The organism is Longispora urticae, from assembly GCF_053902585.1.
In genome coordinates, this window is sequence record NZ_JAQZSH010000041.1 from 1 (window position 1) to 24,151 (window position 24,151).

Below are 24,151 nucleotides of genomic sequence, written 5' to 3' on the forward strand. Positions count from 1 at the left end.
CCCGGGGCTACCACGCGACCACCAGCGCGCCGAGGATCGCCGGCAGCGGGCGGACGGCCTGCCGGGCGAGTTCGGCGTACCGCTCGGTGCGGGTCAGGGTGGCGAGTTCGGCGAGGAACAGGGCGGGGCCGCAGTACCCGCTGGCCAGGCCCGCGCCGAGCGGCTGGATCTCCCAGTGCAGCCCGTCGAGCGGCTCCAGGCCGAGCCAGTTCGTCCGGCCGTCCCCCTGGTACGCCGTCCCCACCAGCTGGTCGGCGACCCGGCGCGCGGCGGCGAGCAGCCGGTCGGGGTCCGGGGTGGCCGACGGCGCCTGGTCCAGGGTCGCCGGGCCCACGGCGTGTTCGGGGCGCGCGCCCCGGGTCAGCATCGCCGCCTCGATGATCCATTCCTGGTCGTAGCGGTCCATCCGGTCCAGGGAGCGCAGCTTGCGGATCACCCGGTCGAGGCTGGTCTCGGGCAGGCCGCCGACCGGCCGGCCGGGGCCGTGCCACAGCTCGGTGGCGGCCGGGCGCGCGCTGAACAGGGGTACGTCGCCGGCCCACAGGTCGGCGGTCTCGTGCGGGAGCAGCGCGCGGCGGACCGGGTCGGGGGAGCCGGTGATCCACAGCTGGTCGAACAGCCGGTCGCGGTCGAGCGCGTCGCGCATGACGTCGGGGTGGGTGCTCTCGTCGAGGATCCGCACGTACCACCGGGTGGTCCGGGCCAGCACCCGCACCTCGGCCCCGGCGAACCGGCGGAGCAGGCCGTTGCGGGCCAGCAGGTCCTCGCGGTGCGTGACGATCGTGTCGTACCCGGCGCGGAAGCCGGCGAGCAGCGCCCCGGTGAACTCCTCGGGCACCGCGTCCAGGCCGTGCAGGGTGGGCCGGTTGTGCGAGCCCCGGAAGACCCGGGGCCGGCGGGTCAGCCGCATCTCGTCGGTGCCGGCGGCGTCCCAGTCCACCGAGTCGAACGGCGACACCGCGCCCCGGTCGCCGCCGAGGCCGGAGATGTCGAGCACCCCGGCGTCGGTGACGTAGATCCGGGGCAGGAGCGCGACCCGGTGCACCGAGGAGTAGAGCGCCTGGGCCGCCGGGTCGTGGTCGCTGTCGGAGTCCTGCTTGAGGGCCGGGTGGAACAGGGTCTCCACGTCGATGAGTACCGGGTGCGCGCCGTGCGCGATCAGGTTCTCGTAGTGGATGTCGGTGCCGTCCAGGGCGTAGAGCAGGGCGAGCAGGACGCCCTGACGGCGGTAGAACAGGTCCAGGTCTTCCGGGGTGCGGCACGGTTCGGCGGGTACGAACTCCGACCAGCCGTACCCCCGGCCCTCGACCACCGGCACCGGCCGCAGACCCGGCTCGGGCAGCAGCGCGTTGAGCCAGCGCACGACCTCGGTGTAGTGCCGGTGCACGGCCATCGGCCGGGGCTTGTAGACGACCCGCGCGCCGCTGGCGAACCGCAGGATCGCGACGCTGCGGCCGCCCTCGTGCCCGTCCCCGGCGCTCAGCTCGATCCCGGCGAGCGGCCCGGGGTCGACGCCGCCGAGGAGCTCGGCCACGACCCGGTCGCGGTCGCCGGCCCAGCGTTCGAGGAGCTCGGTGTACGCGTCCGCCGCGTTCGTCGCCTCGCCGACCAGCAGCCGGGCCAGCACCGGGTACTCCTCGAGCAGGGTCGCCAGGCCCTCGCGTCCCGCCGCCCGCCCGACGAACTCCGCGAACCGTCCCGCCGGGGTGTCGGCGGCGAGCCGGCCGGAGACCCGGGCGACGTTGAGTTCGAGGACCAGGCAGCGCGCGGCCAGCTTGATCAGGGCCCGCCCGAGCCGCACCTCGAACGCCGCCACCAGTGCCGGGTCGGCGGTCAGCCGGGCGGACGCCCACCGGGTGAACGGCGCGACCACGGTCCCGAACCCGTCGGCCCACGACAACGCGGGCCCGCCGTCCGCCGCCCCGAGGGGCGGTCGGGCTGCCGTCTCCGGGAGGGTCGACAGGATCTCCTCGACGAGGTCCGCCCAGTGTGGACGCTCGGCCCGGTCCGCCAGTGCGTCGGAGTCCTCGTCGAGCAGCGCGGCCAGGCCGTCCTCGTCCAGCCCCAGGGCCGCGAGCCGGGCGGTGAAGTCGGGCCCGGTCGGGTGGTCCCGCCGCCACAGGTCGAAGCGGCGGCGGTCGGGGCCGGCGGTGGCCGGCGTCCCGGGCAGGGCGAGCCGCTCGGCCAGCGTCAGGCCACGGGCCCACCAGTTGGGAGTCACGCCCAGATCCTGCCACTGGGGCCCTGACGGGGGCATGGGGGACACGCCCCCGCATTTTTGCGCCGCCCGGGATCAGCGGCCACCGATCCCACCGACCGTTGTCGCCGGTGACCCGTAGGGTGACGTTTCCGGCCCTCGGGCCGCCGGTCGGCCACGGTCACCCCGGTCCGGTCCGGCGGCCGCGCAGGACACAGTCGCCGCAGGTGCCGCCGCCCGGGATCCGGTAGAACAGGCAACAGGTCCGGCGCAGGCCGGTACCTTCGTCGACGGTCCCGGCCAGCCGGCCCAGGCCGAGGAGCGCCGAACGGAGCGGGGCCGACCCCGGCCCGAGTACCCGGCCCGCGCCGGCCAGCGCGGCGGCCACGTTGCCCCACAGCAGCCGCTCGGACACGCTCACCCGGGCGCGCACGGCCGCCAGCAGGGGGCCCAGGTGCCGCTCGACGGCCAGCTCGTACACGTCGACGGGGTCCGTGGTGTGCCAGCCGGTCGCCGGGCCGAGCAGCAGGCCCACGGGCTCGCCCGCCCGGTACCGCCAGCGCAGCGCCTCCGGGGCCAGGTCCGGCAGCACCCCGGACTCCGTCACCGCCGCGAGAACGGGTGACCAGATCTTGGCCGCGTACCCCTGGAAGGCGATCGAGGCGGCCACCCGGGGCTCGTCGTGCCCGAGCCGGGCGGCGACGGCGGCGAGCAGGTCGTCGAGCCCCGCGCCGAACAGTCCGGTGACCGGCCGCCAGTCGTCGGCGCCGTCGTCGTCGATGGTCTCCACCAGGAAGTACGCGTTGTGCCGGCCGGCCCTGGCCAGGGCGGCCACCACGGCGGACGCGCCCGCACGCGCGCGGTCCGGGGCCGGGGGAGTCACCGGCTGATCCTCGCACGGCGCGCGGTTGTCGACGCGACACGCCGGGCGGCGTATGCTCGCGGGGCGTGTCGAGTTCCACTTCGGAACAGTTCCGAACCAGAGAACGGAGCCGGGAACGTGCCCAGTCCCTACGTCCGCAGACTGCGGCTGGCCACCGAGATCCGCGAACTGCGCAAGGCCGCCGGCCTCACCTCCGAGGCCCTCGCCCGGCTCATCGTCGGCGGTTCCCGGCTGAAGATCTCCCGCCTGGAGACCAGTGCCCGCAAACCCGACATCGGCGACGTGATGAAGGTGCTCGAGGCGCTCGGCGTCGAGGCGGGCTCCGACCGGTGGATGGACCTGGTCACGGTCGCCCGGGACGGCGCGGAGCGCGGCTGGTGGGAGCGCCCCGCGTTCACCGGGATGGGCCCCCGCCAGGCGTTGTGGGCCGATCTGGAGGCCGGCGCGACCTCGATCCGGATGTACGAGCCTGCGGCCGTCCCCGGCGTCCTGCAGACCGAGGGCTTCATCCGGGCCCGCAACGACACCATGGCCGCGACCGACGGGCACGCGTTCGACCCGGTGGCCACCGCGCACGGGCGGCTCCGCCGGCAGCAGGAGGTGTTCCGCCCCGGCGGCCCCACCCTGGACGTGATCCTGGAGGAGCAGTCGCTGCGCCGGCTGGCCGTCCCGCCGGCCATCATGGCCGGGCAGCTCGCGCACCTGGCCCGGATGTGCGAACACCCGCAGGTCACGATCAGGGTACTGCCGATCGAGATCGATGTGATCTCCGTGTACGTCCCGCGCGGACCATACAACCTGTTTTCCTTTTCCGACCCGAATGACCCGGTTGTCCTGTTAGCGGATAACCTGACGGCGGACGTCGTGTCAGGGGATGCTGACGAGGTGGCCCCCTACGCCCAACTGTTTGAGCGGCTCATCGAGGGGGCACTGTCCCCATCGAGAAGCGCGGCGCACATCGCCGGTCTCGCGAAGGCCGGCGCGTGAGTCGCCGGAGCAGGAAGGCGCGTGGGCGCAATGGGCAACTACGACAACTGGCGGAAGTCGACCAAGAGCGGTAGCGCGACCCCGGACTGCGTCGAGGTGGCGTTCGGCCACGACGGCGCCGTGGGGTTGCGGGATACCAAGGACCGGTCCGGTCCGATCCTCGAGTTCACCGCCGACGAGTGGGTCAGCTTCCTCGGGCGCGTCCAGAGTGGCGCGTTCGCCCCGGACGCCGTCTGATCCCCGACTGTCCACAGGGCCGGCACCGCCACGGTGCCGGCCCTGTGTGCCATTTTCGATGATCGCTGAGCGTGGCCCCGGCGATGCTACTTGTGACCTTGGACCCTCGCGTTGCAGGCTGGGAACAGTTCCAAAACGCAGAAGCATCCAGTGGGACATGCAGCCAGGAGGATCTCCGTGATCATCTGCAGTCGGGCGGACAGGCGTACCCCCGAGGAGAAGCTGTCGTCCCCACCTCCCGTGACCGCCCACCGGGCCCGGGGTCGGACGCGGCCGGCGGCTCCCCCCAGCGCGCCGGCCGCGTCCCTCCGGACGACGGGAGGGGAGTCGTGACCACGACGGCCTCGGCCCTGACCGACATGTGGAGCCTGCGCGGCCTGGTGTTCTGCGGCGGCTGCGCCCGGACCATGGAGGCCGACATCCGCCCCGGCACCCTGACCCGGGTGTACCACTGCGCGGCCGGCTGCTGTCCCGGCGGGACGGTCGCCAGCGTGCTGGAACTCATGGTGCTCACCGACGCCCGCCGGCACGCCCCGGAGCTGATCGAGGGCGTGCCCGAACAGTGCCACCCCCAGGTCTTCGCCGACCTGTACCGGGCGATCGTCGTGCACGCCGAGCACCGGGGCGTGGACATCGTGCCGAGGGGCTGACCGGCCCCGCCGACGTGACCTGCGTCGCGACCGTCCCACCTGACGGGCGACATCGTGCCCCCGGACCCGTCCGGCGACTAGCATGATCGTCATGACGGAGCGCAAGCCGATCGAGACCTGGATGACGGACATGGACGGCGTCCTGATCCGCGAGGGCAACATGGTCCCCGGGGCGGACCTGTTCATCGGGGCGCTGCGCGAGTCCGGCCGCCGCTTCCTGGTCCTCACCAACAACAGCATCTACACGCCGCGCGACCTGCGGGCCAAGCTGCTGTCCACGGGCATCGACCTGCCCGAGGAGTCGATCTGGACGTCCGCGCTGGCCACGGCCCAGTTCCTCGACGCCCAGCGGCCCAACGGGTCGGCGTACGTGATCGGGGAGGCCGGGCTGACCACCGCCCTGCACGAGGCCGGCTACGTGCTCACCGAGACCGAACCCGACTACGTGGTGCTCGGCGAGACCCGCAACTACTCGTTCGAGGCCATCACCCGCGCGATCCGCCTGATCAACGACGGCTCCCGGTTCATCGCCACCAACCCGGACGTCACCGGCCCGGCCCCCGAGGGCGCGCTGCCGGCCTGCGGTTCGGTCGCGGCCCTGATCACCAAGGCGACCGGCGTCGACCCGTACTTCGTCGGCAAGCCCAACCCGCTCATGATGCGCGAGGCGCTGAACAAGATCGAGGCGCACTCGGAGTCCACGGCCATGATCGGCGACCGGATGGATACCGACGTGCTGTGCGGCATCGAGGCCGGGCTGCGCACGTTCCTGGTGCTCACCGGGGTCACCCAGCCCGACGAGATCGAGCGGTTCCCGTACCGGCCGTCCAAGGTCGTCGACTCCGTCGCGGACCTCGTGAGCTACGTCAAGTAGTCCGCCGGGAACCAGGGCGGGGCGGCGGGCGACTATAGACCCGGAAACCCTTCCCTTGGTACCAGAGGAGAAACCCCCGTGTGGCTTCGTCGTGCCGCCGTGATCGCCGTCGCAACGCTCGCCGGTGTCGGGGTCCTCGCCGGCCCCGCCGCCGCGCACAACACCCTCAGGACCAGCAACCCGGCGGCCAACGCCACCGTCGCCACCCCTCCGGAGAGCGTGACCCTGACGTTCATGGAGGACCTGGACGCGGCCAGCACCTCGGTCGTCGTGACCGGCCCGGACGGCGCGCCCGCGAGTGACCCGGTGACCGTCGCCGGCCCCACCGCCACGGCGAAGCTGAAGCCGGGCGCCGCCGGGAAGTACTCCGTGACGTACAAGATCACGGGGGAGGACGGGCACCCGGTGAGCGAGACGTTCGCCTTCACCGCGACGGCGGGCAACCTGCCGACCGCCGCGCCGACCACCGCCGCGCCGGTGACCAGCGCGCCCGCGCCGACCACGCCGGTCGTCGGGCCGGCCAACGCGACCCCGGAGAAGGAGGACGGCGGCATCCCGGTGTGGGCGTACGTCGTGGGGGCGCTGGCGATCCTCGCCGTACTCGGCGGCGGGCTGGCCCTGGGGCGCCGCCGCTCGTCGGCGAGCTGACTGTTCGGGGCGACCCGGATCCGCGTACCCGTCAGCGGGTGTGGTCCGGGTTTTCGCTGTTCAAAAATGTGATATCACTATGATAGATTGGTGCTCCACTACGAGCGAAGGAGGCCCTCGATGGCCCTCGACCCGCCCTCCGTCGAGATGCCCACCCCCCAGGTCAGGGAACGGATCGCCCACGGCATGTCCGGGCTGCCGGTGCTCGCCGGCTGCGTGCTCGGCGTGCTCGGCGGCGGCGCCCTGTTCGTCGTGTTCACGGCCGTCGCCTCCGACCGGGGCGCTGACGCCGTCAACCTCCCGCTCGGCATCCTCGGCCTCGTGATCGCGCTGGCCTCGGTCGTCACCGGCCTCGGGCTGACCCCGGTCGCGCCCGGCGAGGCCCGGGTCGTGCAGTTCCTCGGCCGCTACACCGGCACGATCCGGGCCGACGGCCTGCGCTGGGTGAACCCGTTCACCCAGCGGCGGCGGATCTCCACCCGGATCCGCAACCTGGAGACCGAGGTCGCCAAGGTCAACGACGCCGACGGCAACCCGATCGAGATCGCCGCCGTGGTCGTCTGGCACGTCGAGGACACCGCGAAGGCCGTGTTCGAGGTCGACGACTTCCTGGAGTTCGTCGCGATCCAGAGCGAGACGGCGGTCCGGCACATCGCCAACAACTACCCGTACGACGCGCACGACAGCGCCAACATGTCCCTGCGCGACAACGCCGACGAGATCACCCTCAAACTGTCCACCGAGATCGGGGTTCGGGTCGCCTCCGCCGGGGTCCGGGTCATCGAGTCCCGGATCACCCGGCTGGCCTACGCGCCGGAGATCGCCCACGCCATGCTCCAGCGCCAGCAGGCCAGCGCCGTGGTCGCCGCCCGGCAGCGGATCGTGGAGGGCGCCGTCGGCATGGTGGAGATGGCCCTCGACCGGCTCGCCGAGAACAACGTCGTGGAGCTGGACGAGGAACGCAAGGCCGCGATGGTCGGTAACCTTCTCGTCGTGCTGTGCGGCGACCGTTCGACCCAGCCGGTCGTCAACGCGGGCTCGCTCTACCACTGAGGAACGCCGTGCCGACCGAACGCAAGAAGATCCTGCTCCGGCTGGACCCCGCCGTGCACGACGCGCTGGCCCGGTGGGCCGGGGACGAGCTGCGCAGCACGACGGCGCAGATCGAGTTCGTGCTGCGGCGGGCGCTGGCCGAGGCGGGAAGGTTGCCCGGCAACGTCGGGGGGCTGCCGCGGCGGGGGAGGCCGCCCGGAGCCGGGGTCACGGACCCTGCCCAGGCCGCGCGAACCGGGGCGCGGCCGGAGTCGGGAGGTGGCCCGGCGTCGGGAGGTGGCTCGGTTCCGGAGTCGGAAACCGACTCGGAGCCGGGGCCCGCACCGGAATAGCGGGAGCCGGGACGCGAGGCCGAGCTGGTCATCCCCGTCGATCCGGCAGGCCGGGCCGACCCGGGCCGGGAACGAAACTCGGTCCGGGTCGCCCGTCACCCTGTGGCATCATGCTCGCGTGGATGATCGACTGCGGGTGACGGGCACGGTGGCGCTGCCCCGCGCCGAACTCCAATGGAAGTTCAGCAGGTCCGGCGGCCCCGGCGGCCAGTCGGTGAACACCGCCGACTCCAAGGCCGAGCTGCGGTTCGACCTGGTCAACTCGACGGCGATCCCCGAGTACCTCAAGGCCCGCGCCCTCGACCGGCTCGGCGACCGGCTCCTCGACGGGGTGCTGGTCATCGTCGCCTCCGAGCAGCGTTCCCAGCTCCAGAACCGGCGCGCGGCCGAGGCCCGGCTCGTCAACCTGTTGGCCGACGCCCTCGCGCCGCCCGCCGCGCCCCGGCGGCCGACCCGGATCCCGCGCGGGGCGGTCCAGGCGCGGCTGCGGAACAAGAAGGCGCGCGCCGACATCAAGAAGGGGCGGCGCGACAAGGGGGAGTAGGGCACGCCGGCTCGCGCCACGTCAGGAGACCCCCGCACGAGACACGCTCCGCGCTCCGCGAGGAGTGGACGCGGCGGAAACGGGGCCGGGTCAGATCCCCGGGAACAGGCCGTTGCGGAACAGGTCCACGAAGATCTGGTGATCGGTACGCGCCCGGTCCCCGTACGCGTGCGCGAAGTCCACCAGCATCGTCACGAACCCCTCCGGGTCCTCGTCCACCCGCGCCACGATCGCCTCCTCCGTCGAGAAGTCCACCAGGTCGTGGCTCGACTCGTCGTCGGCGACGGAGTGCATCCGCGCGGTGGCCCGGCCCAGGTACGTGACGACCTGCTCCAGGTCCTCCGGCTCGCTGATCTCCGACCAGTCGAGGTCCGCCGCGTACGGGGACACCTCGGCGACGAGCTGGCCGACCCCGTCGAGCACGGTGTGCCCGAGCCACTGGTCCGCGTACGCCTGGAGGGCCCGCTGGGACTCGGCGGTGCGGTGCCCCTGGTCGGCGAAGTACCCCCGGACCCGGGCGTCGTCGATCACCCGGCTGACGGCGGGCACCTGGCCCTGCTTCATGTAGATGACGACGTCGTTCTCCAGGGCCTGGGTGCGGCCCTCCAGCAGCAGGTTGTACGACGGCAGCCCGGCGGACCCGATGCCCACGCCCTTGCGCAGCACGATGTCCTTGACGCGGTACTCCGTCGGCCGCTCCAGCCGCGCGGGCGGCAACGTGGCCAGGTACGCGGTGAACGCCGCCTCGACCCGGGCGCGGGTGGGCGCGTCGACCTCGTACACCCCGTCGCGCATCGAGAACCGGCGCTCGTAGTCGACGATCGTGGTCTGCTCGTCGAGGAGCGCGACCCGGGTGTTGAGGCGCGCGCGTTGCAGCACCTCGCGGAGGGGGCCCTCGGTGTTGTCCAGGGTCAGGGAACCGATCGCGTCGTCCCCGCCGGCGGCCAGGGCGCGCAGCTCGGTCAGGTAGCTGCGCGCGTAGGCGGTCACCAGGCGGCTGATCACGTCGTCGGACAGCGCCTTCGCGTACCCGATCAGGGCCACGCTCGCCGAGAACCGCAGCACGTCCCAGGAGAACGGGCCGACGTACGCCTCGTCGAAGTCGTTGACGTTGAACACGAGCACGCCGTTGGCGTTCATGTAGGAGCCGAAGTTCTCCGCGTGCAGGTCGCCGTGGATCCACACCCGGCTGGTCTGCTCGTCGAGGAACTTCGCGGACGGGTCGTCGGTGGCCAGGTCCGCGTACAACAGGCAGGCGGTGCCCCGGTAGAACGCGAACGGCGACGCGGCCATCTTGCGGAACTTGCGCCGGAACGCGGTCGGGTCCGCCGCCATCAGCGTGCCGAACTCGGCGGTCAGCACGTCCACGATCCGCGCGGCGCGATCCTGCGTCATGTCACCCTCCCCGGTGTTCACCACGCTGCACGGTACCCCTGTTTCGCCAGGTCGCCGGTGACGGACCCCCGACAATGGAGAGTGAAGAAACGGACAAAAAGCGCAGTGCGGCCGATGGGTACACTTGTCGGCGTGCCGCGTTCCCTGCTCCCGTCGCTCGGCCTCGTGCTGCTGGCCGAGGCGCTCGTCGGCGGGCAGTTCGGGCTGGCCTCCACGGTCGCGCTGACCGTCGCCGCCCTCTGCGTGGCACTCCTCACGGCCCGGTTCACGGCCGCGCCCGCCTCCCCCTCGGTCTCCGGCGGCGCGCTGCGGCACCGGGCCCGGCGCGCGACGTTCCTCCGGCAGGGCGACCCCGGCACGGCCGGCCGGCCGCGGCCCAGGGCCCCCGCCACCGCCTGACGTCCCACCACCCGGGCCCTTCCGACACGCGATGCCGATCCGCCCAGGGCCGGGGCAACACCCCGCGCGCCGCGTGGACGGCGTCCTGGACGCGGCACCCCGCGCACGGACCGGGTGGTCCCGCGCCGCCGGCGTACCCGTCGAAGTCTGTTGATCTTTTGTGTGTCCCGCGGGTCGGGTTTCCCTGGCCCCGTCCTCAGTCCTGTCGTTTCCCCGGGAGGAACCGTCATGTCCCCGTCCAGCCTCGCGTTCGAGCTGATCAGTACCCTCGCGGCCTGGGTCGCCACGCCCTTCGGCACCGCCGCGACGGCCGCCGCGATCGTCCTCGGCACCCTCGCCGTCCGGCTCTGCCTGCTGCCCGTCGCCTTCGCCCAGCACCGTGCCGACCTGCGCCGCACCACCGTCCTGGCCCGGCTCGCGGAGGTGCGCGAGGACCGCGACGCCGTCGCCGCCCTGGCCCGGGCCGAGGGTGGCGGTCTGCTGCGCGGCTGCCTGCCGATGCTCGTCCAGATCCCGGTGTTCATGGGCCTCTACCAGCTGTTCGTGTCCCCGAGCGTCGGCGGGCACGTCAACACCCTCCTGGACCGGACCCTGTTCGGGGTACCGCTCGGCACGCACCTCACCGCCGCCACCGGCCACGAGCTGCTCGTCTTCGGCACGCTGCTCGCGCTGCTGGCCGCGATCGGGTACGCCTCCTCGCGCGTGCTGCGCCCGGCGGGGCCCCGACCGGCCGGGGTGGCCGGCGTCCTGTCCCGGGTGCTGCCGTACGCGTCCGTCGTGACGGCCCTGTTCCTCCCCCTGGCCGCGAGCCTGTACCTGGTCACCACCACGGCCTGGACCGTCGCCCAGACCGTGGTGCTCCGGCACCTCTGGGGCTGACGGTTGAGGCATCCGCCCCATGCGGTGAGCCGTGCGCCGGGGCCACTGTTGAGCCATGACCAGAACAACTCCGAGGCAGGCCGTCGAGGCGCTGGCCGCCGGTCGGCGCCTGCCCGACGGCGACGACGAGAGATTCACGGGCTACGGGATCATGGGGATGCCGTTCGCCTCGGGCCACTACCTGGCTCTGCGGGACATGGTGGCCAGCTCGGTCGGGCCGGCGTACCGGGCGCTCTGGCACCGGGACCCGGCCGGCCGGTGGACGATCCGCACCACGGCGGCGCCCGAGCTGTCCTGTCCGCGCTACTTCGGCGCGGCCACGGACGTGGAGCGGGTGGCGGCCATCGACGTCTCCTGGGACGGCGACTTCGCGTTCACCGTGGTCCTCGCGGGTGTGCTGACCTGGCGGGTCCAGCTCGCGGCGACCCCCGCGACCCGGATGATGACCGCGATGGGCGGCGCGATGCCCGCGGCCGCGTGGACCAGCGCCGCGGTCCTCGCGTCGATGGGCCCGATGGCCCGGGCCATGTTGCGCTCCGGGCGGGTGCGGCTGCGGGGGAGCACGCCGAACGGCCACGGGTTCCAGGCCGCCCCGTTGTCGATCTGGCGGGTCGCGGGCGGGGCGGCACTCCGGGGGCACGACCTGGGCGAACCGGCGCCGCTCGCGGAGCAGACCCGGCTGGGCGACTTCTGGATGCCCCAGCGGGGCGTCTTCTTCGCCGGACACGCCCGGTTCGCGCCGCCGGCCCCGGGAACCGGAGCGGGGTCCCGGCCGCAAGTGCTGTCCGCACCCCGCGACTGAACGGCACAATCACGATATGGCTGACAACTCTCCGCTGCCGCGCCGCGTCGAGGTGCTGGCCGGGTTGTCGGTCGCGATCGACCTCGGACTCGGTCAGCCCGCCGAGCACATGCTCCGCTCCGCCGTCCTCGCGTGCCGGCTCGCGGACCGGCTGGGACTCGGCCCCGGACAGCGGGCGACCGTCTACCACGCGTCGCTCGTCATGTGGATCGGCTGCCACGCGGACTCCCAGGAGTACGCCCGCTGGTTCGGGGACGACATCGCGGTCCGGCGCGACGCCTACCTCGTCGACTGGACAGGGGCGCCCTACCTGCGTTTCCTGCTCGGCAACGTCGCCCGGGGCGAGCCGGTGGCGCAGCGGGTCAAGACGATGGCCTCGTTGTTCCGGGACGCCCGGGGCCAGCTCGGCGCGATGATCCACTCGCACTGCACGTCCGCGGCGGCGCTGGCCGGACACATCGGCCTCGGCGAGGAGGTCGTGCGGGCACTCGCGCACACCTTCGAGAGGTACGACGGTGCCGGCCTGCCCGCGGGCGCCTCGGGGAACGCGATCCCGATCGAGATGCGCGTCGCCCAGCTCGCCGACGTCGCCGAGGTGCACCACCGGATGTACGGCGTCGCCGGCGCCGTCGCGATGGCCCGCAGCCGCCGGGGCGGCCACTTCGACCCCGACGTCGTCGACGCGTTCACCACGGACCCGGAGCCGCTCTTCCCGGCCCCCGACGAGGACCCCTGGGACCTGGCGCTCTCCCTCGCCCCGGACGCCGGGACGAGACTGGACGACCAGGGCCTGGACGGACTCCTGATCGCGGTCGGCGACTTCGTGGACCTCACATGCCCCTTCACCGTCGGCCACTCCCGCGCCGTGGCGGACCTGGCCCACGCGGCGGCCACCCACCTCGGACTTCCCGACGGCGAGCGGGTCGCGGTGCGCCGGGCCGGCCACCTGCACGACGCGGGCCGGCTCGGCGTGTCCCACCAGGTGTGGTCCAAGCCCGGCGAGCTCACCGGCGCCGAGTGGGAACGGGTCAGGCTGCACCCGTACCTCACCGACCGGGTACTGACCCGGATCCCGGGGCTCGCCAGGGTCGCCGCCATCGCGCGCGCCCACCATGAGCACGTGGACGGCACGGGCTACCCGCTCGGACTGGCCGGCACCGCGCTCGGGCGCCCCGAACGGCTCCTGGCGGCCGCCGTCGCGTACCGGTCGGCACTCGAACCGCGGCCCTACCGCGCGGCGTTGTCCGCCGTGGACGCCGCCGCGCGGCTGAAGAAGCGGGCCGACCGGGGGGTGCTCGACGGCGAGTGCGTCGAAGCGGTCCTCGGTGCGGCCGGGCACAGCGGGGCGAGGGTGCGGCGGGACGACACCCTGACGCCCCGGGAGGCCGAGATCCTCGGGCTCGTCGCCCGGGGACTGTCCAACCGGGAGATCGCGGCCCGGCTCGTCCTCAGCGAGAAGACCGTCCGCAACCACGTCGAACGGACCTACGCCAAGATCGGCGCCACGAACCGGGTCGGGGCCAGCCTGTACGCGCTGCGGCGGGGGCTCGTGGCGGCGCCGGACGGGAGCCGGCCGCCAGGCGGTTCCTAGCCGCCGTCACCGGCCGCCGACGCAGATCTGGCCGCGCCGCAGGCCACCCGGGAGCGTGGCGATCTCCTCGTCGGTGAAGTCCCGGCCGCCGAGGATCTCGCAGAGTTGCTTCCGCCACACCGCGGGGTCCAGGGACAACGGTCCGCCGGTGCCGTCGGGGCGTATCCGGATCACGTGACTCAGGCTCCTCGTCACCTGCATGAACGCGCCGACGCCCTCGTCCGCGGTCGGGTGTCCGAAGTAGTAGGAGTCCACGAGTCCGCCGGCCTCGATCCCGTACACGCTCACCGTGTTCCGGGTCCCGAGCACGAACGTACCGTCGCTCCCGGCGAACCCCGCCACGAACGGCACCCGGGTACTCTCGGAGATGCTCGGCAGCGGACCGACCTCCTTCCGGAGCGGGTCCAGCCGCCACAGTTCGAGGATCGAGCCGCTGAGCAGCAACGCCATGTAGCGGCCGCTGTCGTCGAACTGCACGGCGATCGTGTCCGGGGAACTGGGGATCGTCCCGACCACCTCGCCCGACCCGACGTCGACGAGCGACACGTCCGGGTACCCGACGGCGGTGACGGCGACCGTCCCGGGCCGTGGCGACCTGCCCGCGCGCACGTCGTCCTTGCCGGCCGCCGGCCGGTACCGCGCGATGTCCAGCCGGGCGAGCTCCCCGCCGGTGGTGGCGTCCCAGCGCTGGAGGGTCGTGTCGGACACCGTCACGACGTCGTGGCCGTCGAAGAAGTAGGTGAAGTCCGAGGTCCCGGGGGCGATGATCGACGGACCGGCCCCGGCGGGGTCGAACAGGCTCGACGGCGGTTCCCCGGTCCGCGGTGTCTCGGCCCGGATCGTCGTCAACAGCTCCAGGGTCCTGGCGTCCCGCACGGCCAGGACGTCGGGGCCCGCGCGTTCGAGCAGCCGCGTACCCGTGGCGTCGAACTCGAGGTGGTCGGCGCCCTCGAACTTCCAGTGCGGCACCAGCCGTCCGGTGACCGCCAGCTGGTCGCCGTACGTCCCGGCGGCGAGCGACCGGACCGACAGCCGGCCGTCCCCGAGGACGGTGTAGATCCGGGTACCGTCCCCGGAGATCGTCGACCACAGGGCGGCCTGGTGGTCGTCGCCCTCCCGCGGCACCTCCACGTAGGCCACGGCGTCCCCGATCGTCGCGGTCCCGTACAGCGTGCCGTCGTGCTCGATGAGGAACTCGCCGGCCACGGAGACCCCCGGGCGGGCGAGCACCTCGCGCCGTTCGAGGTCGATCAGCGCGGGCCGGAGGTACAGCAGACGGGCCGGGGCATCGACCAGCAGACTCGAAGGGCACGTCGCCTTCGCGTCCAGGACGTACGGCGCGGGAGCACGGGTCCCGTCGGCGGCGCGGTAGCGTTCGATCACCGCGCGACCGTCCTGCACCCGGCAGGTCACCACCGTGCTGCGATCACCGGACACCGCCACTCCGGTGACGAGCGGGGTGACGTCCCGCGCGGCGCCGGTCTCCACGTCGACCGACACGAGCCGGGTGTCGCCGCCCGTCTTGGCATCGTCCACGCGGGCGATCAGCGTCCCCGGATCCGCCCCGAACCAGAGGTCCCAGCGCATCCGGTCGAGGGCGCGGACCCGGTGCGTGACCGCGCCGCCGGCCCCCTGTGCCAGGTCCCAGACGACGATCCGTCCCCACACCCGGGCGGCGACGTGCCGGCCGTCGGCCGAGATCGCCGGCTCGACGTTGACACTCCAGCCCCAGAGGCTCTCCATGCTCGTCGGCCCACCGAAGAACGTGAGCGCCTCCCCGTCCTCCGGCCGGGTCCGGGGAACGGCGGGATCCGGCAGGTCCCGAACCGGCCCGACCGCCGCCCCGCGCTCCGGGGCGACATCGAACCAGACCCCGCTCCCGTCGCTCCGGAACACGATCACGCGACGGCCGTCGGCGGCGAGCTGGGCGTGCCGGACCGACCCGGTCAACGGGACCCGGTGTCTCGTGAGCGGGCCGGACAACACGCCGGTGAGCACCTCCATGGTGCGGCTCGACCACTCGAGGACGACGTCACCGTCGCGGCTGTAGGCCCGCTGGGTCCCTTCGGACTTCGCCGACACGAGGCGGTCGGCCTCGTCGAACGTCCCGTACATGCGCATGAGCTGGTTGCGGGACTCCCGGGTCGGCGCGACCCGGTACGCGGCGAGCGCCGTCATGACGGCGAGCGACGGGTCGGCGACCTCCAGGCCCTGCGCCGCCCGGACGAGGGCGTGCGAGTCCGCGATCGCCCTGTTCTCCCGCGCCTGGACGAACTCGAAACCGCCGAGCGTCGCGAGCACCACCGCGGCGACCGTGACGACGGCGACGCCGACCTGGCGCCACCGCCGGGCCCGGGCGCGCCGGTGCCGGGCCGCGCGCCCGGCGTCCAGGAACCCGCGCTCCGCGTCGTCGAGATCGCCCCCGGCGAACCGTTCCCAGACGTCGGCCTCCCCGATCGTCGCGTCGCCGGGCAGCAGGGCGTCGTCGCGCCCGTGTTTCTCCCAGCGCGCCACGTCGCGGGTCAGGCCCGCGCGCCAGAGCAGGAACGCGCGGTCGTCGTCGATCCATCGCGCGTACCGGCCCCACTCCCGCAGGAGCACCTCGTGGACGACCTCGACGACCTCCCGCCCCGCCCCGCCGCCGATGCCGAGCAGCCGCTCGGTGGCGAGCAGCTGGGCCACCCGCCACTGCGCGGGATCCGTGTCGGACCGCGCCACCGTCCGGCGCACCGGGGCGGCGTCGGTGTCCGGGACGTCCACGAGCCGGCGCAACAGCCTGCGACCGTGCGCCCGTTCCCCGTCGTCGAGTCCCGCCCACACCCGCTCCGCCCGTCGGCCGATCGCCCCCGCCACGCCGCCGAGCGAGTGGTAGGCCGCCTTCGTCAGCACGAACGGTGCCTCCGCCGGCGCGGACGCGTCCCAGCAGTGCTCCCAGAGCCGCTCCATCAGGTAGCCGAGCATCGGCATCGGTGTGGACGCCGACGCCACATCGCGGACGACCAGGTCGACCAACCCGTCCTCGTACCCGACCGGGACGGCCCGCCCCGCCGCGTCGAGCACGGTCCGCAGTCCCGCGACATCCAGCGGGCTCAGGGTGTAGAGGCTCTCGGAGCTCGTGAGACGCGCGTAACGCCGGTCGCCGAGCAACGTCCCCAGGGCATCGGGCCGCATCGCCAGCACGACGCGCACGGTGGACGGGAGGTCGACCGCCGCGACGCGACCCAGCAGCTCCCCGCCGTCCGGGGCCGCCAGGATCTCCTCCACCTGGTCGAGGACGACCAGCCGCCGGTCACCCGGGGACGCGAGCTCCCGGAGGACGCGTTCGAGCAGGTCACCGTCGCCGTGTGCGCGGCGCGCGGAGCCCTCGATCACCGTGACCGCGTACCCCCGGGCCCGGAGCACCGGGATGACCCCGGCGCGGATCAGGGACGACTTTCCCGACCCGGAGTCCCCGACGACGCTGACCCACCGGTGGTTCCGGAGCAGCTCGACGACCGCCGCGGACTCCCGGCCGCGCGCGTGGAACTCCGCACCGTCCGACTCGCCGTAGGCCGCGAGCCCGCGGAACGGCGAGCGCGGTCTCGCGAGTTCGGGGCGCCCGGCGAGCCTCGCCACCGCGCTGAGCAGGGCGCGGGTCGGGATCAGGGTTCCGGCCGCGTCACCGATCATCCCGAGCACGCCGCCGGTGGCGTCCCGGACCGCCGCGCCGACGAGTCCGCCGCCGAACCCGTAGCCGCCGGGCTCCGGGTCGAGCTGGACCCGGCCGGAGGAGTCGGCGGCCCGGAGCGTCGCCCCGACCCAGGCGCCCGTGTCGATCCGGTCCGGGAACCCCAGGGCCTCGACGGGCCGACCCCACGCCGGACGCGTCCACGTGAGCCGGGCCGGGCTCGTGCCGGGGAGGCGCCCGACGAGTTCCAGCAGCACGACCCCGGACTCGGCGCCCGCCACGACGACGGCCTCGACCTGCTGGCCCGGACCGCCGGGGACCGTCTCCACGGTGACCCTGGACGCGGTCCCGGTGGTGGCCGACGCCGTCACGGCGAGGGTCTCCGTCACCAGGAAGGCGGGGCCGGCCGTCCGCCCGGCGTCGCCGACCACGCGCAGCAGGTGGGCGGTGTCCCCGGTCGCCGTCATGCGTCCCCCTGTCCGCAGGTGCCGCCGGTGCCGGTCGTGCCCTTCGCCAGGTAGGCCAGCTCGGCGGCGGTGATGACCCGGTGTCCGATCACGGCGCACAACGTCCGCCGCCACTGGTCCGGTCGGAGCGGGACGACCAGCGTCTGGCCGTCGGAACGTTCGTGCAGGACGCGTTCGCCGCCGCCCGACACGTCGAGCGTGCGCCCGGGTTTCTGGCCGCCGAACCGGAACGACCCGATCTGGGTACCCGGGCCGAGGTCGTAGGTCCGGACCCCGTTGTCCGCCGCCAGCAGGAACCGCCCGCCGGTGGGGAAGCGTGCGACGTACTCGGCGTCCCTGCCGACCTGGAGCGGTCCCAGGACCAGGTCCCACGACCCGGATCGGCGGACCTCGACCGTCCCGTCGTAGTGCCGCACCACGACATGCTTCCCGGCGGGGTCGAACTGCACCGACGCCGTCTGCGGACCGGTCGGCAGGTCGGCCACGATCCTGCCGGCGGCGATGTCGAGCACCCGGGTCCCCGCGAAACCCGGGTACGTCACCGCGATCCGCCCCGGCGACGCCGTCGGCGCGACACTCGCCAACAGGTCCGCCGCGCCGGCGGGGCGCGACGCCGACAGGTCGAACCGGGCGACCTCCGCACCGGTCTGGGCGCGCCAGTACTGCACGACGTCGTGGGAGACGGTCACCAGGTCCCCGGTGGCGTCGAAGAAGTACGTGAACCCGCTCCGGCGGTAGCCGGCGGTCCCGCCGGAGTTCCCCGCCAGGTCCCGGACGGCGACGCGTTCGTCCGGTGGATCGCCCGCCGGTGCGGGGACCGCCTCGACCGTCGCCCGTGTGCGCAGCGTCGCGGAGTCACGGACGGCGACCACGGTCGGTCCCTCCCGGTCCGCGACCAGCTCGCCCCGCGGATCGACCCGGATGCCGTCCGCCACGCCCAGCTCCCACCCGGGTACCCGGACCTCGGCCTCCGCGACCACCCGGCCGGGAAACTCCTCGGAGCGCAGCTGGAGCCTGTGGTCGGCCGACCTGGCAGCGGATGCGGCCCGGTCGGAGATGCTGACGGTCCGGGTGCCGTCGCCGAGCAGCACCTGGTCGGCGGACCTGCCGGCGCCGTCGTCCGATGTCGCGACCTCGATGTAACCCACAGGCACGTCCCCCGAAGGTCTCCCGAGCTGGTAGAAACGCCCGCCCCGCTCGGCGAGGACGTCCTCGCCCGCAGCGCCGATCCACCCCTTCGGCACCGGGAACCGCGCGGCCGTCACCCCCTTCTCCAGGTCGATGGTCGCCAGTCCGTCGCTCAGGCCGATGTTCGCGTTGGTGACCAGCAGCTGGCCGGTACGGTCGGTTCCCCCCATCAGGCACACGGACGAGTCGTACCCGAAGGGGGTGCCGCGCTCGACGCCGTCGGCCACCCGGAACCTCGAGTACTCCACCCTGGACGTGCCCTTCTGGCAGCGGACCAGCGTGGTGCGGTCGCCGGACAGCAGCCACTCGTCGCCACCGCGGGCGACGACCCGGCTGGCTCCCGTTCCGAGGTCCACCTCGAAGACGGCCTGCCGGAGTGCCGCCGGTTCCGTCACCACCGGCACGAGGACCGTCGCCGCGTCGGTGCCGCCGGGCCAGAGGTCCCACATGGTGTCGTAGGACGCGGGTGCGTCGCCGATGATCCGACCGCTCCGCAGGTCCCACCGGACGAACCGGTCCCACACCCGGGCCACCGCGAACCGGCCGTCCGGGGAGATCACCGGCCGTTGCAGGTGGTGCCACCCGTTGTACCTGGACGTGTCGGCGGGGGTGGGGACCCGCTCCTTGGCGTCCTGCAGGTCGTGCACCGGCCCGCGCAGGTCGGGCGCGTCGCGGCGGACATCGAACCAGAACGCGGTGCCGTCCTCGCGGAACGCGACGATCCGGGATCCGTCCGCCGACACGTCGGCGACCTTGATGCGCCTCTGATCCGTGAGATGCGCGAACCTGATCGTCCCGGAGAGCACATTGACGTGTACCGTCAGCCGCGCCGACTGGCTGACGACCGCCACCACGTCGCCGTCCGCGCTGTGCGCCATCCCTCCCGGAGTGCCCAGCCCCGCCGGGAGCACCCGCGCGTACGGCCGGTACCTGACGTACAGCGCCAGCAGCTGGTCGCGTGCCTCGTCCGTCGGGGCCGTCCGCCAGGCCGCTACGGACGCCAGGATCCCGAGGGCCGGGTCCGCCCGCTCGACCTCCGCCGAGCTCTCGGCCAGCACCCGCGACGCTGTCAGTCTCCGTTGTTCCGCCGAGCTGGCCCGGGACGCGACGACCACGGTGACCAGGGCGAGCAGCAGCACCGTCACGATCGCCGTGCCCGCGAGCACCAGGCGCCGACGCCTACGGCGGGCCGCCCGCCGCGCCCGGCCGGCGGCCAGGTAGTCGCGCTGCACCGTCATCAGGCCGTCGCCGCGCTCCCGCTCCCACCGGGTGGCGACAGCGAGTTCGGCGTCGCTGGGCAGGAGCTCGGCCCGCCCCTGACCGCGCTCGGCCCAGCGCTGCGCGTCGTGCCGCAGGTTCTCCGACCACAGCAGGAACGACCGGTTCCCGGCGACGAACGCGCGGAGGCTGCCCCACGCGCCGAACAGGGCGTCGTGGGCGAGTTCCACGAGCACGTCACTCCCGCCGACCGCCTCCGCCGGGGTGTCGAGCGGGCCCCCGGACACCAGCACGCCCGCCGTGGTCAACCGCCGGGCGAGGTGCCGTTCCGGCTCGGTGAGCTCGGCGGCGCTGACGGCCCGGCGGGTCGGTTCGGCCGTGGGCGACGGGATGCGGACCAACTTGGCGAGCAGGTGCGGCAGGTGCTCCTCGGCGAGCCCCACCGGCACCTGGTCGAGCCAGTGCCCGGCCGCCCGGTCGAGCGCTCCGCCGACCCCGCCCGCGTCGTCGTAGGCGCGGTGCGTCAGGCGGCTCCCCGGTGCTCCGTCCCAGATGGCCGCGAGGGTGTGGCTCAGCAGCGGCATGGGCGCGGGGCTCGCCTGGGCGTCGGCGACGATCCGGTCGACCAGGCCGTCCTCGTAGCGGGGCGGCTCCGACGTGCCCGCCCGGGTCACCACGGCACGCAACCCCTCGCCCTGGAGCGGGCCCAGCAGGTACAGCCGTCCGCCCCGCACGGCGCGCCGCAGGAGCGGGTGCGCGAGGGCCTGGCCGAGGAAGTCGTGCCGCAACGTCGACAGCACGCGGACCCGCGACGGCAGTCCGTCGCCGAACAGCGCCCGGGCGAACTCGTCCCGTACCTCCCCGGGCAGTTCGAAGAGTTCCTCGAGCTGGTCGACGACGACCACCGTCCGGTGCGACCCCGCACTGTCCACCACCGGCGGCCGGCCGTCGCCGGGGCGCAGCACGACCACGTCGGCTCCGGACTCCCGGAGCCACGGCACCACCCCCGCCAGGATCAGCGACGACTTCCCGGAGCCGGACGGCCCGGCGACGGTGACCCACCGCTCGCCGTCCAGCAGGTCGACCACGGCGCGGGTCTCCGCCTCCCGGCCGAGGAACGCCGCGCGCATCGTCTCCGGGTACGGGGCGAGGCCGGGGTACGGCGACGGCTGCCGCAGCTCGGGCACCGCGGCGAGGAGGTGCGCCGAGGGAATCGCGTAGGCCGCGCTGACCTTCCCCAGGTCCGCCTCGGCGATCATGCCGATCACCGCCTGTCGCGCCTCGTCCCAGACCGGCCCGCCGCTGAAGCCGCGCTCGACCCGGTAGCCCGGATCGGCACCCTGGTTGATCTGGAGCCAGCCGGAGGCGACCACGCCCCGCAGCGTCCCCGCGTGCCAGACCCCCAGCGGTCGTCCCGCGGGAATCCCGAACGCCCAGACCGGCAGCTCCCCCTGGACCGCCGGCGCGTTCCCCAGCCGCACCGGCGTGCCTCCGGCCACGGCGTCGTGCAGCCGCAGCACGGCGACGTCGTCCGCGGCGTGCCGGGGGACCCCCACCGCCGACCAGTGCTCCACAGTGGCCCGCACCACGGCGCCGCCGTCGGGGCCGAAGACGGGCGCGAGCTCGACGGACACTCCCGTGGCGTCCGCGTCGCGCGGGGTGCCCGTCGCGCTGTTGACGACGTGGGCGCAGGTGAACGCCAGCGTGTCGGTGACCAGGAAGGCCAGGCCGACGGTTCTGCCGGCCCCGTCCCGAACCGAGAGGATCGATCCCCTGAGTGCGTCGGCACCGTCCAGGACCTCGACGACAGCCACACCGCCTCCGTATCCCGGAACCCCGGCGCCACTGGTCGGCCTGACGGCGCGCAGGGGGCGGTGAACCACCAAAGAGGACTTACGGGTCGCGTCCGCGCCCTGTCTACCACAGTATGCGGGGCTATCGTCCGGGGCGGGAAACTGTCGGGAGGCCAACACGCCCCGGCCGTCAGTCGGTGATCCGCACGCCGTCCTCCCCGCCGTCCGAGAGGAACGACGCCAGCTCCCGGCCCTGCTCGGCCACCTCCGCCCGGTCGGCCCGGGAGAACCGCCCCAGCGGGGTGACCGTCACGGTGCCGGCCTCGACCGTCCAGGTGGCGGCGACCCGGCCGTCGACCAGGACGACGCGGGTGCCGGCGACCGACAGGCCCCGGTGCTCGCGGTCGATGATCCGGTCGCGGTCGTCGTACCCGAGGATCGCGTTGTCGAACGCCGGCAGGAACCGCACCGGGGCGGGGGTGTCCGGGTCGGGGCGCGGCGCGTCGGGGAGGTCCAGCAGTTCCCGGCCCCGCTCGTCGCGGAAGGAGACCAGCTCGCCGCGCACCGCCGCCACCGCCGCCGGTAGTCCGGCCAGGCCGCTCCAGGCGCGCAGGTCGGCCGTCGCGGCGGGGCCGAACGCGGCCAGGTAGCGCCGGACCAGCGCCTCGCCGACCGGGTCGGTGCCGTCCGGGGCCGGCGGGTCGGGTTCGCGGCCCAGCCAGGAGGACAGCGGCAGGTTGCGTACCCCCGCGCGGGTGCGCCACAGCCCGCGCGGCGGCAGCTGGGCCATCGGGAGGAGCGCGGCGACCAGCATCTCGCCCAGCGGCCGGGGCCCGGGCGCCGGCCAGCGCTCCGCCACGGCCCGGGCGAGCTCCGTCATCGAACGGGGCTGGTCGTCGGCCAGCACCGCCCGGCCGGCAGCCGCGAGTTCGTCGAGGTCCACGCCGGTGAGCTCTGTGCGGTAGGTCGCGAGCACCTTCTGGCGCAGCATGGGGTCGTGCCGGGCCCGCCAGGCCAGTACGTCGCCGGACGCCAGCAGGTGCACGGTGCGGCGCATGAGATGGGTACGCACGACCTCCCGGCCGGTCAGCAGGCCCGACAGCACCGCCGGGTCGAACGCGCGCAGCCGGGACCACAGCCCGACGAACGGCTCCTGCGGCTCCTGGGCCTGCAGGCCGCACAGGTGCCCGACGGCGTCGAGGACGGGCAGGTCGGCGCGGTCGAGCAGCAGCTGTCGGGCGAGGGTCGCGCGGTTGAGCGCCCGGAGGCCGAGGACGGTCATCGGCGCGGCCCGGGTCGCGCCGGGCGGGAAAGGTTCCTCACGGTGGTTTGTCGTTCCTTCCCTCGGGTGGTACCCGTCTCGGTGTCGTTCCTGACGATCCCAGGAGAAGCGGACAGAAAGTGACCGCTTCTCGGCGGCGGGGCCCAGGATGCCAGGAAACGGAGGCCGGCGTGTGAGGATGGCGGCCGTGTCCGAACGCGTCGTCCGTCCCCCCGCCGAGCGCACGGCCGGCCTGGGCCGGGTCGTCGAGGCCAGGGCGACCACGACCTCCGCGGACCGGCTCCGGGCGCTGGCCCGTGACGAGGTGCGCCCGGTCCGGGTCTGGGCGGCGCGGAACCTCAACACCCCGCCCGACGCGCTGGACCTGCTGACCCGGGACCCCGACGAGATCGTGCAGTGGAACGCGCTGCTGCATCCGCGCACCCCCGCCCCGGCCCTGGAACGGCTGACCGAGGACGAGAACCGCAGGTACGGCGGGCGCTGGTTCGTCATCCGGGACCGCGTCGTGCACCACCCCAACACGCCCGAACCGCTGCGGGAGAGCCTGTACCGGGCTGGCGCGTGCGCCACCTGCTCCCCGACCTGCGACGGCTGGCGGGTCTACACCCGCCGGCACACCTGGCAGGCGAACTACCGGCCGGCGGGGCTGTTCCGCCGCACCGACGCGCAGCGCGCGGACCAGGCGCTGTCCTGGCACCGCGACGACCAGGCGTTCTTCGCGGCCGGCGCCTGCCACATCCTCGCCTGGGCGTTCCTGGCGGCCCATCCCGACAGCGGCTTCGGGATCCGGGCCCTGCGCGCCCCCGGCGAGGCCCACCCGTTCCACTGCTACGTCAGCGACGGGCGCTGGGCGTTCGACCACTGTGGATGGACGCTGGAGACGGAGCTGGACGAGGCGTACCGGGCGGAGGTCATGACCGTGACGTCCAGCCTCGAGGAGTTCTGCGCCGAGCACCGCCACCGGTTGCCGGAGCGGTTCTTCGAGCTCCCGTGGGCGCGGGCCGAGGCCTACGTGGCGCGGTACCGGTAGCGGCGGCCCGGACCCCTCCCAGGGGCCGGGCCGTT

At 74.0% G+C, this 24,151-nt stretch carries 19 protein-coding genes; 13 read left to right on the forward strand and 6 right to left on the reverse strand.

The window, feature by feature from the left end:
* Window positions 1–7: 7 nt before the first annotated feature.
* Entirely contained in the window at window positions 8–2,221 is a 2,214-nt protein-coding gene (lanM, locus tag PT931_RS27690; RefSeq protein ID WP_456248643.1) for a type 2 lanthipeptide synthetase LanM, read from the reverse strand.
* 157 nt (window positions 2,222–2,378) lie between these two features.
* Window positions 2,379–3,080 (reverse strand): (2Fe-2S)-binding protein, encoded by a 702-nt coding sequence (locus PT931_RS27695; protein ID WP_456248644.1) that lies wholly within the window; start codon window positions 3,078–3,080, stop codon window positions 2,379–2,381.
* 117 nt (window positions 3,081–3,197) lie between these two features.
* On the opposite strand from PT931_RS27695, the gene PT931_RS27700 reads away from it, so the two are divergent.
* From PT931_RS27700 to arfB, 8 genes are all read left to right on the forward strand, one after another.
* Window positions 3,198–4,067 (forward strand): helix-turn-helix domain-containing protein, encoded by an 870-nt coding sequence (locus tag PT931_RS27700; RefSeq protein WP_456248645.1) that lies wholly within the window; start codon window positions 3,198–3,200, stop codon window positions 4,065–4,067.
* 30 nt (window positions 4,068–4,097) lie between these two features.
* Window positions 4,098–4,304, forward strand: coding sequence for a DUF397 domain-containing protein (locus PT931_RS27705; RefSeq protein WP_363723839.1), 207 nt, complete (start codon window positions 4,098–4,100; stop codon window positions 4,302–4,304).
* A 329-nt stretch (window positions 4,305–4,633) separates the two neighbouring features.
* A complete protein-coding gene (locus PT931_RS27710) occupies window positions 4,634–4,954 on the forward strand; it encodes a hypothetical protein (protein WP_456248646.1) in 321 nt (106 codons plus the stop codon).
* A 91-nt stretch (window positions 4,955–5,045) separates the two neighbouring features.
* Window positions 5,046–5,828 (forward strand): HAD-IIA family hydrolase, encoded by a 783-nt coding sequence (locus tag PT931_RS27715; protein ID WP_456248647.1) that lies wholly within the window; start codon window positions 5,046–5,048, stop codon window positions 5,826–5,828.
* 78 nt (window positions 5,829–5,906) lie between these two features.
* Window positions 5,907–6,476, forward strand: coding sequence for a copper resistance CopC family protein (locus PT931_RS27720; protein ID WP_456248648.1), 570 nt, complete (start codon window positions 5,907–5,909; stop codon window positions 6,474–6,476).
* Window positions 6,477–6,566: 90 nt separating this feature from the next.
* Window positions 6,567–7,529 (forward strand): SPFH domain-containing protein, encoded by a 963-nt coding sequence (locus tag PT931_RS27725; protein ID WP_456248649.1) that lies wholly within the window; start codon window positions 6,567–6,569, stop codon window positions 7,527–7,529.
* Between the two features lie 8 nt (window positions 7,530–7,537).
* A complete protein-coding gene (locus tag PT931_RS27730) occupies window positions 7,538–7,861 on the forward strand; it encodes a hypothetical protein (RefSeq protein ID WP_456248650.1) in 324 nt (107 codons plus the stop codon).
* A 118-nt stretch (window positions 7,862–7,979) separates the two neighbouring features.
* Window positions 7,980–8,405 (forward strand): alternative ribosome rescue aminoacyl-tRNA hydrolase ArfB, encoded by a 426-nt coding sequence (arfB, locus tag PT931_RS27735; protein WP_363723829.1) that lies wholly within the window; start codon window positions 7,980–7,982, stop codon window positions 8,403–8,405.
* A 90-nt stretch (window positions 8,406–8,495) separates the two neighbouring features.
* Here the strand turns inward: arfB and PT931_RS27740 are convergent, their stop codons facing one another.
* Window positions 8,496–9,800 carry a DUF2252 domain-containing protein gene (locus tag PT931_RS27740; RefSeq protein WP_456248651.1) on the reverse strand — a complete coding sequence of 435 codons (1,305 nt, stop codon included), beginning with the start codon at window positions 9,798–9,800 and terminating at the stop codon, window positions 8,496–8,498.
* Window positions 9,801–9,932: 132 nt separating this feature from the next.
* On the opposite strand from PT931_RS27740, the gene PT931_RS27745 reads away from it, so the two are divergent.
* The 4 genes from PT931_RS27745 (at window position 9,933) to PT931_RS27760 (ending at window position 13,471) form a co-directional block, all read left to right on the forward strand.
* Window positions 9,933–10,199 (forward strand): DUF6412 domain-containing protein, encoded by a 267-nt coding sequence (locus tag PT931_RS27745; RefSeq protein WP_456248652.1) that lies wholly within the window; start codon window positions 9,933–9,935, stop codon window positions 10,197–10,199.
* 228 nt (window positions 10,200–10,427) lie between these two features.
* A complete protein-coding gene (locus tag PT931_RS27750; protein ID WP_456248653.1) occupies window positions 10,428–11,078 on the forward strand; it encodes a YidC/Oxa1 family membrane protein insertase in 651 nt (216 codons plus the stop codon).
* Window positions 11,079–11,133: 55 nt separating this feature from the next.
* Complete coding sequence (locus tag PT931_RS27755) at window positions 11,134–11,880, forward strand: hypothetical protein (protein WP_456248654.1); 747 nt, start codon at window positions 11,134–11,136, stop codon at window positions 11,878–11,880.
* 16 nt (window positions 11,881–11,896) lie between these two features.
* The gene (locus tag PT931_RS27760; RefSeq protein WP_456248655.1) at window positions 11,897–13,471 is read left to right on the forward strand and encodes an HD domain-containing phosphohydrolase; all 1,575 of its coding nucleotides are present in this window, start codon (window positions 11,897–11,899) and stop codon (window positions 13,469–13,471) included.
* Window positions 13,472–13,477: 6 nt separating this feature from the next.
* Here the strand turns inward: PT931_RS27760 and PT931_RS27765 are convergent, their stop codons facing one another.
* From PT931_RS27765 to PT931_RS27775, 3 genes are all read right to left on the reverse strand, one after another.
* On the reverse strand, window positions 13,478–17,605 hold the full coding sequence (locus tag PT931_RS27765; protein WP_456248656.1) for an nSTAND1 domain-containing NTPase: 4,128 nt from the start codon (window positions 17,603–17,605) through the stop codon (window positions 13,478–13,480).
* Window positions 17,602–21,825, reverse strand: coding sequence for an nSTAND1 domain-containing NTPase (locus PT931_RS27770; protein WP_456248657.1), 4,224 nt, complete (start codon window positions 21,823–21,825; stop codon window positions 17,602–17,604). The genes PT931_RS27765 and PT931_RS27770 overlap by 4 nt, the downstream gene beginning before the upstream one ends.
* 169 nt (window positions 21,826–21,994) lie before the next feature.
* Entirely contained in the window at window positions 21,995–23,086 is a 1,092-nt protein-coding gene (locus PT931_RS27775) for a winged helix DNA-binding domain-containing protein (RefSeq protein ID WP_456248658.1), read from the reverse strand.
* Between the two features lie 187 nt (window positions 23,087–23,273).
* Between PT931_RS27775 and PT931_RS27780 the strand changes: the two genes are divergently transcribed.
* Complete coding sequence (locus PT931_RS27780) at window positions 23,274–24,116, forward strand: hypothetical protein (RefSeq protein ID WP_456248659.1); 843 nt, start codon at window positions 23,274–23,276, stop codon at window positions 24,114–24,116.
* The last annotated feature ends 35 nt before the right edge of the window (window positions 24,117–24,151 follow it).

Excerpts from the sequence above, each read along its gene's own strand:
- PT931_RS27740 (WP_456248651.1), bottom strand. The coding sequence starts at position 9,800 with ATGACGCAGGATCGCGCCGCGCGGATCGTGGACGTGCTGACCGCCGAG.
- PT931_RS27715 (WP_456248647.1), top strand. The coding sequence starts at position 5,046 with ATGACGGAGCGCAAGCCGATCGAGACCTGGATGACGGACATGGACGGC.
- PT931_RS27760 (WP_456248655.1), top strand. The coding sequence starts at position 11,897 with ATGGCTGACAACTCTCCGCTGCCGCGCCGCGTCGAGGTGCTGGCCGGG.
- PT931_RS27755 (WP_456248654.1), top strand. The coding sequence starts at position 11,134 with ATGACCAGAACAACTCCGAGGCAGGCCGTCGAGGCGCTGGCCGCCGGT.
- PT931_RS27750 (WP_456248653.1), top strand. The coding sequence starts at position 10,428 with ATGTCCCCGTCCAGCCTCGCGTTCGAGCTGATCAGTACCCTCGCGGCC.
- PT931_RS27705 (WP_363723839.1), top strand. The coding sequence starts at position 4,098 with ATGGGCAACTACGACAACTGGCGGAAGTCGACCAAGAGCGGTAGCGCG.
- PT931_RS27775 (WP_456248658.1), bottom strand. The coding sequence starts at position 23,086 with ATGACCGTCCTCGGCCTCCGGGCGCTCAACCGCGCGACCCTCGCCCGA.
- PT931_RS27765 (WP_456248656.1), bottom strand. The coding sequence starts at position 17,605 with ATGACGGCGACCGGGGACACCGCCCACCTGCTGCGCGTGGTCGGCGAC.